This is a genomic window from Herbaspirillum sp. VT-16-41, assembly GCF_001994935.1.
Taxonomy (GTDB): Bacteria; Pseudomonadota; Gammaproteobacteria; order Burkholderiales; family Burkholderiaceae_D; genus Herbaspirillum; species Herbaspirillum frisingense.
Genome location: NZ_MUXB01000099.1, coordinates 123,747 through 136,656, shown reverse-complemented (window position 1 = coordinate 136,656; position 12,910 = coordinate 123,747). Strand labels below are relative to the sequence as shown.

Annotated in this window: 12 protein-coding genes; 1 reads left to right on the top strand and 11 read right to left on the bottom strand. The window is 64.0% G+C overall.

The genetic code is table 11. The features are described from left to right. Nucleotides 1–133 precede the first annotated feature (133 nt). The gene (locus BTM36_RS09065) at nucleotides 134–532 is read left to right on the top strand and encodes a hypothetical protein (protein WP_006461635.1); all 399 of its coding nucleotides are present in this window, start codon (nucleotides 134–136) and stop codon (nucleotides 530–532) included. Between the two features lie 166 nt (nucleotides 533–698). Here BTM36_RS09065 and BTM36_RS09060 read toward each other — a convergent pair whose 3' ends face one another. From BTM36_RS09060 to BTM36_RS09010, 11 genes are all read right to left on the bottom strand, one after another. Next, nucleotides 699–1,184, bottom strand: a complete 486-nt coding sequence (locus BTM36_RS09060; RefSeq protein WP_006461636.1) for a MarR family winged helix-turn-helix transcriptional regulator — start codon at nucleotides 1,182–1,184, stop codon at nucleotides 699–701. Next, on the bottom strand, nucleotides 1,162–2,937 hold the full coding sequence (locus BTM36_RS09055) for an acyl-CoA dehydrogenase (protein WP_077236008.1): 1,776 nt from the start codon (nucleotides 2,935–2,937) through the stop codon (nucleotides 1,162–1,164). The genes BTM36_RS09060 and BTM36_RS09055 overlap by 23 nt, the downstream gene beginning before the upstream one ends. 14 nt (nucleotides 2,938–2,951) lie before the next feature. Next, nucleotides 2,952–3,503 carry a DUF3237 domain-containing protein gene (locus tag BTM36_RS09050; RefSeq protein ID WP_006461638.1) on the bottom strand — a complete coding sequence of 184 codons (552 nt, stop codon included), beginning with the start codon at nucleotides 3,501–3,503 and terminating at the stop codon, nucleotides 2,952–2,954. 57 nt (nucleotides 3,504–3,560) lie between these two features. Beyond that, nucleotides 3,561–4,316, bottom strand: coding sequence for an ABC transporter ATP-binding protein (locus tag BTM36_RS09045; protein WP_006461639.1), 756 nt, complete (start codon nucleotides 4,314–4,316; stop codon nucleotides 3,561–3,563). Continuing rightward, complete coding sequence (locus tag BTM36_RS09040; protein WP_077236007.1) at nucleotides 4,313–6,109, bottom strand: ATP-binding cassette domain-containing protein; 1,797 nt, start codon at nucleotides 6,107–6,109, stop codon at nucleotides 4,313–4,315. Before BTM36_RS09040 ends, BTM36_RS09045 begins: the two co-directional genes overlap by 4 nt. Next, entirely contained in the window at nucleotides 6,106–7,146 is a 1,041-nt protein-coding gene (locus BTM36_RS09035) for a branched-chain amino acid ABC transporter permease (protein WP_006461641.1), read from the bottom strand. The genes BTM36_RS09040 and BTM36_RS09035 overlap by 4 nt, the downstream gene beginning before the upstream one ends. An 87-nt stretch (nucleotides 7,147–7,233) precedes the next feature. Beyond that, nucleotides 7,234–8,379, bottom strand: a complete 1,146-nt coding sequence (locus tag BTM36_RS09030) for an ABC transporter substrate-binding protein (protein ID WP_077236006.1) — start codon at nucleotides 8,377–8,379, stop codon at nucleotides 7,234–7,236. 95 nt (nucleotides 8,380–8,474) lie between these two features. After that, the gene (locus BTM36_RS09025) at nucleotides 8,475–8,894 is read right to left on the bottom strand and encodes a thioesterase family protein (RefSeq protein WP_006461643.1); all 420 of its coding nucleotides are present in this window, start codon (nucleotides 8,892–8,894) and stop codon (nucleotides 8,475–8,477) included. 10 nt (nucleotides 8,895–8,904) lie between these two features. Further along, nucleotides 8,905–9,669, bottom strand: coding sequence for an SDR family NAD(P)-dependent oxidoreductase (locus BTM36_RS09020; RefSeq protein ID WP_077236005.1), 765 nt, complete (start codon nucleotides 9,667–9,669; stop codon nucleotides 8,905–8,907). 19 nt (nucleotides 9,670–9,688) lie between these two features. Continuing rightward, the gene (locus BTM36_RS09015) at nucleotides 9,689–10,942 is read right to left on the bottom strand and encodes a thiolase family protein (RefSeq protein ID WP_077236004.1); all 1,254 of its coding nucleotides are present in this window, start codon (nucleotides 10,940–10,942) and stop codon (nucleotides 9,689–9,691) included. 13 nt (nucleotides 10,943–10,955) lie between these two features. After that, nucleotides 10,956–12,818: a feruloyl-CoA synthase gene (locus BTM36_RS09010; RefSeq protein WP_077236003.1), complete on the bottom strand. Its 1,863-nt coding sequence runs from the start codon at nucleotides 12,816–12,818 to the stop codon at nucleotides 10,956–10,958. Between the last annotated feature and the right edge of the window lie 92 nt (nucleotides 12,819–12,910).

The window sequence follows — 12,910 nt, the reverse complement described above, 5'->3', positions numbered from 1 at the left end:
AATAAACCCAGAAATCTTATTGAATTGAATTATCAGGAGAATGGCCTTGCAGTCCCCGAATCAAGAAAAATCATCCCCCCGAAGGCCGAGCCTGATGCCAGCATCGGACACTCCCATCACTGATGAAGTTCGCATGCTCGATTCGATTTCCAAAGGGCAAATGGAGACCGGCGATCTGGTCGGTGGCAGCAAGCCAAAGCGCCGTCGCACGATAGTTGTGCTGGCCTTGTTGACGTCAGTGGCTATCTTCGCCGTAGCAGCCATTGCGGCCATGGCAGCAGGCATGACGCTGCCATTCAACTGGTTTGATAGCAGCCCGTTGAAAGCCATGGCAACAGCCGAGTCGGAACGGGCCCGGACGGTATCTGAAGCCACCCATGCAGCGAGCGTGAAAAAGCCGGCGGATGACGTAGATCATCCTCTGCCCGAAGGGGAGGGGACGCGTGATTCAGGGCCTTTGGCCAAGGCTCTGGAGGAGGGACTCGCTCCACCGCCAACTGTATCGAAGAAGGCGCCTGACGCGAAGCGTTGACGCCGGGCCAAGGTGAGCCGGACATACGCAGGTAATAACACGGCCGCAGCTCATGGAAAAAACGCAACGGTGGCGGGGAGAGAGTCAGGAGCATTGACCGTGCTCCTGACAGAGAATGCAGATTGGCGCATTAGCTGTCGAAGCCGAGCACCTTCATCCGTCGTCGTTACTGCGGCAAGAACATCTTCTGCAGCAAGCCAATCAATTGTGCCCGCTCGTCATCGGACAGCATCTCGGTCGCCTTCATTTCCAGCTCGACGGCGGTCTGTTCGGCCTTGGTACACATGCGCATGCCGGCAGTGGTCAGGGCCAGGACCTGTGAGCGGCGATCCTGCGGGTTGCGCTGGCGCAGCACCAGGCCGCGCTGCTCCAGTTTGTCCAGCAAGGTGGCGAGATTGGGTGGGGAGACGTTGATCGCCTTGGACAGGCGCTTCTGGTTGATGTCGGGGTTGGCCTTCAACAGGCTCAGTACCGTGAAATCCACCGGCCGCAATGCGAACTTGGCCATGCGCTTTTCAAACAGCGGCATGATCGTGATATAGGCGCGCCGGCAGTTGTAGCCGACCAGGCTCAATAGCAGTTGCTGGTCCAGCGCCGCATTCTCGGCAGCACCGTCGTCGGAATCGAAATCAGCCGGCTTCTTGGGCAGCATGGTGGTCCAGGTCGGTTGGAAGGGGCGGCAGGCCGGTTGTCAGGCAGCCTTCGATCACGCTGGACAACTGCTGGACTTCCGCAAATACAAAGGCGAAATGATAGCACGCGGCATCCCGCTTGCTGCCGTACCAGACCGGGTCCGAGTCCAGCGCCGACAACGCCCGGTGCCCCGCCCGCAGCCACATCCAGCCCAGCGCCACATGTCCGGTCAGGCGCAGCATCTCGTCAGCCACGTAATAGGGAAAGGCGGGCATCTCCCGGGACGCGTTCGCAATCCCGGTGGCGAACCTCCTTGAATTATCCACAGCGTCTTTCAGCAATCGGCCTTGCTCGACAAGTCCTGCCGCACCATCGATATCAGCCTCCACCAGCGCCAGAAAATCGTGCAGCCGTTGGCCGTCGTCGGCCAGCACCTTGCGCATGAGAAAGTCGATGGCCTGGATTTCATTGGTCCCCTCATAGATCATCGTGATGCGGGCATCGCGCATGAACTGCTCTATCCCGGTCTCGACCACGTAGCCATGTCCGCCGAACACCTGCAAGGCACGGCTGGCGCACTGGAAGCCCTGGTCGGTCAGGAAGGCCTTGATCACCGGCGTAATGAATTCCAGCCGTTCGTGATGACGACGGCGCAGGGTGGCATCGGCATCGTGCTCTGCCAGGTCCAGCAGCAGTCCCGCCCAGCAGGTCAACAGGCGTGCACCCTCGATGCGGCAACGCTGTTCCATCAACAGTTTCTGGATTGCCGGATGGCGGAGGATGACATCGGTGCCGGCGGCGCCCGGCGCACGTGATTGCCGGCGCTCCTTCGCATAGGCGGTAGCGCGCTGCCAGGCCGCTTCGGCCAGTCCCACGCCTTGCGCACCCACATGCAGGCGCGCCGCATTCATCATCACGAACATCGCCGCCAGTCCACGTCCGGGCTCGCCCACCATCCACGCCTGCGCGTTCTCGAAATGCAGGCTGCAGGTGGCACTGCCGTGAATGCCCATCTTGTGCTCGATGCCGGTGCACTGCACGCCGTTGCGGCTGCCATCGGGCAGTACGCGGGGCGCCAGCAACAGCGACAGTCCCTTGCTGCCCGGCAGTGCATCGGGCAGGCGTGCCAGGACCAGATGGACGATGTTGTCGGTCAGGTCGTGCTCGCCACCGGAAATGAAGATCTTGTCCCCGGTCAGCCGATAACTGCCATCGGCCTGTGGCAGCGCACGCGTGCGCAACTGGCCCAGGTCGCTACCGGCCTGGGCTTCGGTCAGGCACATGGTCGCCAGCCACTGGCCATTGGCAATCTTCTCCAGATAGGCCGCCTGCAGTTCGGGCGAGCCATGAGCAGCCAGGCAGGCATAGGCGCCATGCAACAGGCCGGGGTACATGGTCCAGCCATGATTGGCGGCGCTGAGCATTTCATAGAGTGCGCAGTCCAGCACGTGCGGCAGACCCTGGCCGCCGTGTTCGGGCGCGCAGGCCAGCGCCGGCCAGCCGGCTTCGCAGAATTGCGCATAGGCCTGCGCAAATCCTTGCGGTGTGCTCACCATTCCGCGCTCGAAGCGGCAGCCCTCGCGGTCACCGATAGCGTTGAGCGGCGCGACGACATGGGCGGCGAAGCGGCCCGCTTCTTCCAGTACCTGCCGCATCAGCTCGCCATCGATCTCCGCATGCGCCGGCAAGGCGCGCAAGACCTGTGGCGCCTGCAATACTTCATCGAGCACGAAGGCGAAGTCGCGCAGGGGCGGCGTATAGTGCATCGTCATTCTTTCCGCTTCGTTCAGTTCAGCAGGTAGGCGTCATATACCACTGCATTGCCCAGCCGCATGGCGTAGCCCACGCCCATGGCGCGATTGAGCCAATCGTATTTCCTGGAAGCGGTTTCAAAGTTCATGAACAGGCGGAAGGTATAGCGAGAGGGATCCACCGGCTTGCCCTTGGCCACCTCGGCCATCACTTCCGGCGGGCCGTAACGCACACCCCGTGTCTGTAGGTAGACCAGTTCGCCATCGTCCAGCTTCAACAGATAGCGGGTGTCGATGATGGCCAGCCCATCGGCGGTGACGGTCTGCCAGTCGGCACCGTTGTTGAGGATTTCACCGTTGATCAGCGGTCCCTTGAAGCTGCCGCCGGTGATCGGAATGATGCGACGTTTGCCCAGATCCGAGGTCTTGCCCAGTTCCCAGATCGGCGCCACCAGGTCCACCGAAAAGCGCGCCAGGAAGGCCAGCTTGGGTTGCGGTGGGGTGAGCGCGGTATTGTCGGCATCGCTCGCCGCATGGGCCTGGAAGGATAGCGTCAGTGCGGCCAGCAGCAGGAACAGCTTCTTCATCGTGGTCTCCTTTTTATATGTTGTTTTGTCATGCGGTGGTGCAGAAAGCGTCAACGCTCAGGAAGCGGCCACCACCTCGGCCTCTGCCTTCTTGCCAAAGCCCAGGTAGGCCTGGATCACCTGCGGATCGCCGGCCAGTCGTGCCGATTCTCCCTGCATGCTGACCTTGCCCAGTTCCAGCACGTAACCATAATCGGCAGTCTGCAGCGCGGCGCGCGCGTTCTGCTCCACCAGCAGCACCGAGATGCCTGCGGTGCGCAGTTCGGAGACGATCTGCAGGATTTCCTTGACGATGCGCGGCGCCAGTCCCAGGCTGGGTTCGTCCAGCATCAGCAGTTCCGGCTTGGCCATCATGGCGCGTCCGATGGCCAGCATCTGGCGCTCGCCACCCGAGAGCGTGCCGGCCAGCTGGCTGCGCCGTTCCTTCAGGCGCGGGAACAATTCGAAGACCGTGGCGAGCTGATCCATCGGCTGTGCCTGCCGCAAGCGCAGGCGGCGAAAGCCGCCCAGCAGCAGATTGTCTTCCACGCTCATGCTGGAAAAGAGTTCACGTCGCTCCGGCACCAGCGCGATACCGGCCATGACACGCTGCTCCAGCGTCCAGCGCTCCACCGCCCGACCGTGATAGCGCACCGTTCCCTGCGCCGGCAGCACTCCCATGATGGCGTTGAGCAAGGTCGACTTGCCCGCACCATTGGGGCCGATCACGGTGGCGATGCTGCCGCGTTCGAGTCTGAGATCAATGTCGTGCAGCGCCTGCACCTTGCCATAGCTTGCGCGCAGTTGCGCGACTTCGAGGACCAGTTCGCTCATTCGATTCCACCCAGGTAGGCTTCGATCACCGCCGGATGCCGCTGGATTTCCTGCGGCGTGCCTTCGGCGATCTTGGCGCCGAATTCCATCACCACGATGTGGTCGGTCAGTTCCATGACGAATTCCATATCGTGTTCCACCAGCAGGATGCTCATGCCATCGCTGCGCAGCTCCTGCAATACCCGGGACAGCGCCTGCTTTTCCAGGTGACGCAGGCCTGCCGCCGGCTCGTCCAGCAACAGCAGCAGCGGGTCGCAGCAGAGCGCGCGGGCAATTTCCAGGATGCGTTGCTGGCCAAGTGCCAGATTGCCCGCCTGCTCGTGCATCAGGTGTTGCAGGCCCACGCGATGCAGGGCGCGTGCGGCCTCATCCAGCAACGCCTTCTCCTCAACCCGCTCCAGATGCAGCATGGCATTGACCGTATTGCGCAGGAAGCCCTGCTGGCTACGCATGTGTGCGCCCAGCGCCACGTTCTCCAGCACCGACATGCCCGGTAGCAGGCGTACATGCTGGAAGGTGCGTGCAATCCCCAGGCGGGCGATGGCACGGGCCGGCAGACCGGCGATGTCGCGTCCGTTGAAGCTTACGCGTCCACCGCTGGCATGCAGCAGTCCGGTCACCAGATTGAAGGTGGTCGACTTGCCCGCACCATTGGGGCCGATCAGCCCGACGATCTCGCCGGCCTTGACGTTGAAGGACACATCGTTGACCGCCACCAGCCCGCCGAAGCGCTTGTTGATCTGGTCCACCTGCAACAGCGGCGCGCCACGTGTCGGGCCCGACCGCCTGTCCATGGGGGCGGCGCTGGCCACGCGCAGCGGCTGTGGCGCCGGCGGGAAGGCGCGCAGCCACAGGGCGCGCACCCAGGGCCACAAGCCGCCACGGGCGTACTTCAACAGCACGATCAGGATCAGCCCGAAGACAATGGTTTCATAACTGCCGGCGTCGCCCAGCAACGCAGGCAGCAACACCTGCAACTGGTCCGACAGCAGCTTGAGCACACCCGCACCCAGCAACGCACCCCAGATATGGGCGATGCCACCGACCACCACGATGAACAGGTATTCGATGCCCATCGCCAGGCTGAACGGCGAGGGATTGACCGTGCGCTGCATGTGTGCGAACAGCCAGCCCGAGACCGACGCCAGCAGCGCCGCGAAGACGAAGACCAGGATCTTGTAGCGTCCGGTATCCACGCCCATGGCCTCGGCCATCGAGCGGCCACCCTTGAGGGCACGGATGGCGCGGCCAGCGCGTGAATCCAGCAGGTTCAGCGAGACCCAGGCCGCCGCCAGCACGATGATCCAGATCAGGTAGTAGAGGTGGCGTTCGCCAGCCAGATCCACGCCCGCCAGTTGCAGAGGTGGAATGCCGGAAATGCCGTCGTACTTGCCCAGCCAATCCACCTTGCCGAACAGGAAGTACAGGCTGATACCCCAGGCAATGGTCGCCAGTGGCAGATAGTGGCCGGACATGCGCAAGGTGATGCGCCCAAGCACATAGGCCGATACGCCGGTGATCAGCAGGCCCAGCGGCAGCGTCAGCCAGGGCGAAACACCATGGGCCGTGGTGAGATAGGAGGTGGTGTAGGCCCCCATGCCGACGAAAGCCGCCTGGCCGAAGGACGTCATGCCGCCGATACCGGTCAGCAGCACCAGACCGATGGCCACCAGGGCGTACAGCCCGATGTAGTTGGCCTGGATCACCCAGAACTGCGGCGTGGGCAGCAGCGGGAACATTGCCAGTACGATCAGCAGCACGTAGAGCGGGAGTCGTTTGTTGATCATGCTCATTCCTCGTCCTCGTCATGCGCCGGTGTCACCAGCGAGCGCCACAGCAGGATGGGCAGCAGCGCCATGAAGACGATCACTTCCTTGAAATCGCTGGCCCAGAAGGAACTGAAGGATTCCAGCAACCCCACCAGCAGCGCGCCTCCTGCGGCCGCCGGGAAACTGGCCAGCGCACCGATGGTGGCGGCGACGAATCCCTTCAGCCCGATCAGGAAGCCCGAGTCATAAAAGATGGTGCTCATCGGGCCGATCAACACACCCGACAGAGCACCGATAAACGCTGCCACGGCAAAGGACAGTTTGCCGGCCAGCGTCGTGGAGATTCCCATGAGCCGCGCCCCCAGGCGATTCACCGCCGTGGCGCGCAGCGCCTTGCCATACAGCGTGCGCCCCGAGAACAGCCACAACGCCAGCAGCAGTGCCACGGCGGCAATCACCACCACCACCGTCTGTGCGCTCAGCGTAAGCTGCGCCAGGTTCCAGCGCGCATCCCAGAAGGCCGGCGTGCGGAAGCCCTCGGCCCCGAAGAACACCAGGCCCAGGCCGGTCATCGCCAGGTGGATGCCGACCGAGACGATCAGCAGTTGCAGCACACTGGCATCGGCCAGCGACTCGAACACCACCTGGTACATCAACGGCCCCAGTGCGGTAATGAGCAGCAGCGTTAGCAGCACCTGCACCGGCAGCGGAAACTGCTGCGGCGCAGCCCACCAGACCAGCGCGGCCACCGCCAGCGGCAAGCCCAGCGTGCCCAGCAGCGCACGCGGCAGCAGTGCCGCCTGCCCCGAGCGCAGCAGCGCAAGGGCCTGCATGACCGCCGCGCAGACCGCCAGCACCAGCAGCAGCCACAGCGGCCCGGGGCGCTGGCCTTGCTGCAGCATGGCCAGGGTCAAGGCGCCATAGGCGACGAATTCACCCTGGGGAATGAAGAGAATGCGGGTGACCGTAAACACCAGCACCAGCGCAATGGCAATGAGGCCATAGACGATGCCGTTGGTCAGGCCATCCAGGGTGAGGATGGCGGCAATCGAAGAATCCATGAGTAGTCAGCGAAACAGGCAAATTCCACGGAACAACGGCGACACGGTCTGCAATCAAGCCGTGCCGCCGCAACGGTTGGCGCAGCGTCAGGGGTTGACTGCCTTCCAGTTGCCATTCTGGATGGTCAGCATGATGCGGGCATCGTCACCCAGACCGAAGTGATCCTTCGGCGAGTAGTTCAGCGTGCCTTGCGAAATCTGGATCGGACCGGCGTTTTCCAGCGCCTCCTTCAACGCGGTGCGGAAGGCCGGGGTGCCGGGTTTGGCCTTCTTCAGGGCCTCCGGGACCACCTTCTGCAACACCAGCTGGGCATCGTAGGTATGGGCTGCGAACAGGTTGCGGGTGCCGGCGCCGAATTGCTTCTCGTAGCGCGTGACGAAGTCCATGGCCAGCTTCTTGGAAGGATTGCTGTCCGGCAGCGCCTCCGGCACCACGGCCGGGCCGGAGATGACGTAGGAACCTTCCACATCCTTGCCACCCAGGCGGATCAGGTCGCGCGAGGCGGCGCTATGGGTCTGGAAGATCCTGCCCTTGTAGCCGCGCTCGATGAGCGCCTTGTGCGGCATGGCCGCGCCGCTGCCGGAGGCCACCACCAGCACCGCATCCGGGTTGGAGCTGACCACGCGCAAGGCCTGCGCCGTCACGCTGGTGTCAGCCCGGGAGAAGCGCTCCACCGTGCCCATCTTGATGCCGGCGGCGCTTGTGAGGCGCTGCACTTCCTTCAACCAGTTCTCGCCATAGGAGTCCGAGTAGCCGAGGAAGCCCACGGTCTTCACGCCCAGCTTCTTCATCTGCTCCACCACGCCACCGGCCATCACGGCGGTCGATTGCGGCAGGCGGAAGGTCCAGGCATCCTTGCCCTCGGCTGTTTCGATGGGAGAGATGGCTAGCTGCACGGTCTGGGTTTCCAGCGCGACGTCGGCGATGGCCAGCGTGGGCGGCACGGCGGCCGAGCCGATGATCAGGTCGACCTTGTCTTCGGCCACCAGGCGGCGCGCATTCTTGCTGGCCTGGGTGGGATCGGTGGCGTCATCGAGGATGATGAGCTTGACCTTTTCCCCGCCGATGGTCTCCGGCCACAGGGCGAAACCGTTCTTGGCCGGAATGCCCAGTCCCGATCCCGGTCCGGTCAGCGACATCACCACGCCGATGGTCAGTTCGGCATGTGCCATTGCGGAACAGGCCAGCATGGAAGCCAGTACCCCTGCCTTGATTGCCAGTTTCATCTTCATCTCCGTCTCCTTGTATTTGTCATCGAGTGATCGATTTATGACGGGCAGGGCATGGACGCTCCGCCTCGTTTGTTGCCAGGTCTGCTGATTCCTGTCTAGCTGCACATTTCCCTGATGTCCTGCGGAATGGCGATGGCCTTGATGCGGTTTGGATCGTCCGGATGGCGGATCGCAAACACCCGGGTGTCGCGTCCTTCGCACAGCAGTTCGCCATCACGTTTCAATTCGTGGCGCATCACGAAGGTCTTGTCGTTCCATTCGATGATGGTGGAATGCACCTCCACCTGGTCGCCGTAGGTGGCTGGGCGCACGAAGCGCGAACTGATGTCCACCACGGGCGTGCCGATGATGCCGCGGGTCTTTTCGGTCTCGCGCCAGGGCGGCACCCCGCACTGGTGGAAGAAATTGCGCGAGGCTGCGTCATACCAGCGGAAGAAATTGGGAAAGAACACGATGCCGGCCGGATCGCAATCGCCGAATTCCACGCGCACCGGATAGATGATGGTCTTGCTCATGTCGCTCTCCTCAACGCGGCGCCAGCCGCAGTGCGCCATCCAGGCGGATGACCTCGCCGTTGAGCGACAGGTTGGTGGCGATATGCAGCGCCAGTTGCGCATATTCTTCGGCCTTGCCCAGACGTTTCGGGAAGGGGATGCTGGAGGCCAGCGACTGCTGTACTTCGTCCGGCAGCTTGTAGAGTAGGGGCGTCAGGAACAGACCCGGTGCAATGGTGACCACGCGGATGCCGTATTGCGCCAGGTCGCGTGCCAGTGGCAGCGTCATGGCGGTGATGCCGCCCTTGGAGGCCGCATAGCCGGCCTGTCCGACCTGGCCATCGAAAGCCGCCACCGAGGCGGTGGCCACGATCACGCCGCGTTCGCCGTCTTCCAGCGCGTCGGTTGCGGCCATGCGGGCGGCCGCCAGGCGGATCACGTTGAAGGTGCCGATCAGGTTGACGTTGACGATGCGGCTGAAGTCCTCCAGCGGCATGGCGCTGCCGTCCTTGCCGACCATGCGTTTGGCACCGCCGATGCCGGCACAGTTGATGAGAATGCGTGGTACGCCATTGGCTTGCTGCGCGGCATCCAGCGCAGCCTCGACCGAGGCGCTATCGGTGATGTCGCAGCGTGCGGCGTGGCAATTCAATTCGGCCGCCAGCGCCTGTGCCGCTTCGACGTTCACGTCGAGGATGGAAACGCGGGCGCCGGCGTGCACCAGCTGGCGCACGGTCTCGGCCCCGAGGCCGGAGGCGCCGCCGGTGACCAGTGCGGCTTGTCCTTGCAGTTGCATGGTAAGAGTCCTTCTCGATTCAGTGGGAAGCCGCCGGGTTTTCCAGCAGCAGGGCAATGCCCTGGCCACCGCCGATGCAGGCCGAGGCGATGCTGTAGCGGGCTTCCCGACGATTCATTTCGCGTGCCGCCGTGATCGACAGGCGCACACCGGTGGCTGCCAGCGGGTGACCCAGGGCGATGGCGCCGCCATTGACGTTGAGGCGCTCGCGATCGATGCCCAGTTCGCGCTCCACCGCCACGATCTGCGCACCCTGCGCTTCGTTGATCTCGAAGCAGCCGATGTCGGCCACCGTCAGGCCATTGCGTTCCAGCAGCGTGCGGATGGCCGGCACCGGGCCGATGCCCATGATCTCCGGCGGCACACCGGCCACGGCGGCGGCGACCACGCGGGCCAGCGGTGCCTTGTCATGGCGCCGCAGATAGTCGCCGGAGGCGACGATGGTGGCTGCCGCCGCATCGACCAGCGCCGAACTGTTGCCGCCGGTCTGCACGCCATCCGGGTAGAGGGTGCGCAGCTTGCCCAGCACGTCCACCGGCGACGGGCGCGGATGGGTATCGCTGGCCGCTTCGGTGAGCTTGCCTTGCAGCTTGATGTGACGGTCGTTATAGCCCTCCAGGTGGAAGGTCTCGTTGACCACCGGCACGATCTCACCCGCATGGAAACCGGCGGCCTGCGCCTTCAATGCGCGCTCGAAGGAATAGGCGGCGTAGGCATCGACCTCGGTGCGGGTGATGCCATATTTCCTGGCCAGGTTTTCGGCGGTCTGCGGCATGGTGATGCCGGGTGCCGGATCAACCAGCGCTTCCCACATGTAGTCCTGGAATTCCACCGGCGCGCCCAGCCTGAAGCCACTGCGGTGGGCGAAGGCGACGATGGGATTGCGGGTCATCGACTCGCTGCCCACGATCAGGGCGGTTTCGGTATAGCCGCGTTCGATCTGGTCGCCGGCCTGGCGGATCAGTTCGAAGCCGGTACCGCAGATACGCTGGACCATGATGGCCGGGGTGGTGATCGGCACGCCGGCATACAGGCCGATATGACGCGGCAGCATGTACTGGTAGGCGTCGCCCGGGGCCATGTTGCCGGCGATGACCGAGCCGATGTCAGCGGCCGCCACGCCGGTGCGTGCCAGTACCTCGCGGGCCACCTTGATCCCCATGTCGGTGGGCGAAAGCTGGCTGAAGCTGGTGCAGTAGTCGACCATGGGCGTGCGTACGCCGCCGATGAGCCAGATATCCTTGAAGCTTGAATAGAACGCTGCCTGTGCCATGTGCAATGCTTCCTCAGTGAGCGGTTGTGAGCGCGGCCTGTGCCGTCAGCAGGTCCGGGTCGGTGCCGGCGTACAGCGCCTCGACCAGCGCGGCGCGGTGCGTCAGTACCGAACGCTGGTTGATGGATCCCTTGTCGGTAATCTCGCCACGGTCGAATGAAGGCGGGTCAATCAGCACCAGCGCCCGCATCACGCGATTGGAGCTGCCCGTGGCATGTGTCTGCAGACGATCCAGCACACCCTGGAAGAAGCTGCGTACGGCGGGTGCCGACAGGACCTCGGCCCGCGACGCTTCCGCCGGCAGGCGCGCCAGTTGGCGGCAGCGCTCGATGTTGGGGACGATCAGCATGCCGACCTCGTTGCGGTCCTGGCCGGTGATGACGGCATCCTGCAGGTAGGGCGCGCCCTCATGGGCGATCAGTGCACGCAGCGGGCCGACGCTGACCCAGGTGCCGGTGTAGAGCTTGAAGTCCTCCGCCACTCGTCCATCGAACATGAAGCCGCGATCCGGATGGGCCGCGTCGAGCCAGCGCACCGCGTCGCCGGAGCGGAAGTAGCCCTCTTCGTCGAAGGCCTCGGCGGTCTGTTCCGGCGCCCGCCAGTAGCCGGGCGTGACATTGGGACCGCGATAGCGGATCTCGATCTTGTCGCCATTGGGGACCAGCTTGATCTCCATGCCCGGCGTGGGGATGCCGATCTGGCCCGCCTTGACCTGGTGATCCACCACGAACAGCGCCGAGGGCGAGGTCTCCGTCATGCCCAGTCCGCAGGACATCACGATGCGCTCGCCGCAGGTGGCCTCGGCGGTGGCATGCAGCTTGTCCCATACCGGCTGCGCCAGGGCCGCGCCGGCGTAGAACTGCATGCGCAGGCGGCTGTAGAAGGTACGGCGCAGGGCCTCGTCCTTTTCCAGTGCGTGGGCAATGCCTTCCCAACCCACCGGTACGTTGAAGTAGACCGTGGGCGCGATCTCGCGCAGGTTGGCCAGGGTGGTGGCCAGCCCTTGCGGGGTCGGCTTGCCTTCGTCGATGTACATGGTGCCGCCGTTGTAGAGCACGATGCCCACGTTATGGTTGGCGCCGAAGGTATGGTTCCAGGGTAGCCAGTCGATCAGGATCGGCGGCTCCTCGGCCAGGAAAGGGAAGGTCTGCACGATCATCTGCAGGTTGCTGCACATCATGCGTTGGGTGTTGATGACCGCCTTGGGCATCTTGGTCGAGCCCGAGGTGAAGAGGAACTTGACGATGGTGTCCGGCCCGGTGGCGGCATAGGCGCGTTCGACCTCGTCGCCGGCACGGGTAGCATCAAGTTCTGCGAAGAGCGTGCATGCGCGCCCTGGTGGCGGTGCTTCGGTGACCACGAATTCGATCTCCGGCGCCACCGCCGCGACGGCAGCCGCGAACTTCTCGCCATGGGCGGCGAAAATCAGGCCGGGGGTGAGCAATTGCACCGCGTGGCGCAGCTTGGCGTAATCCCTGGAGAGCAGCGAATACGCCGACGACACCGGCGCATAAGGGACGCCCGCGTAATGGCAACCCAGGACCAGCATGGCATGTTCCAGGTCATTCTCGGACAGGATCAGCAGCGGACGTTCGGCCGACAATCCCCGCTGCAGCAACGCCTGGCCGATGCGGCGTGCACTCTGCAGGGCCTGGCCATAGCTGATGCGGCGCCATTGACCGTCCTGGTCGCGGCGGGCCATGTAGGTGCGCTCGGGATCGACCGTGGCCCAGTGGATCAGCTTGTCGGTCAGGCGCGCCGGATAGTCCTGCAGTGGCTGGCGCGTCCTGACGATGGAGGTGCCGTCAGCGCCGGCGACGACGTCAACGCCGCCGATGCCGAACCTGACGCTGCGATAGCGAGGTGGAGTGTTCATACATGTCTCTGTTGTCTGACTGCCCGATCGTGGTCGGGCAGTGGTGTTGTTATGTATTGCGCAGTATTACTGACTTTCTGGTCCTGCCCTGG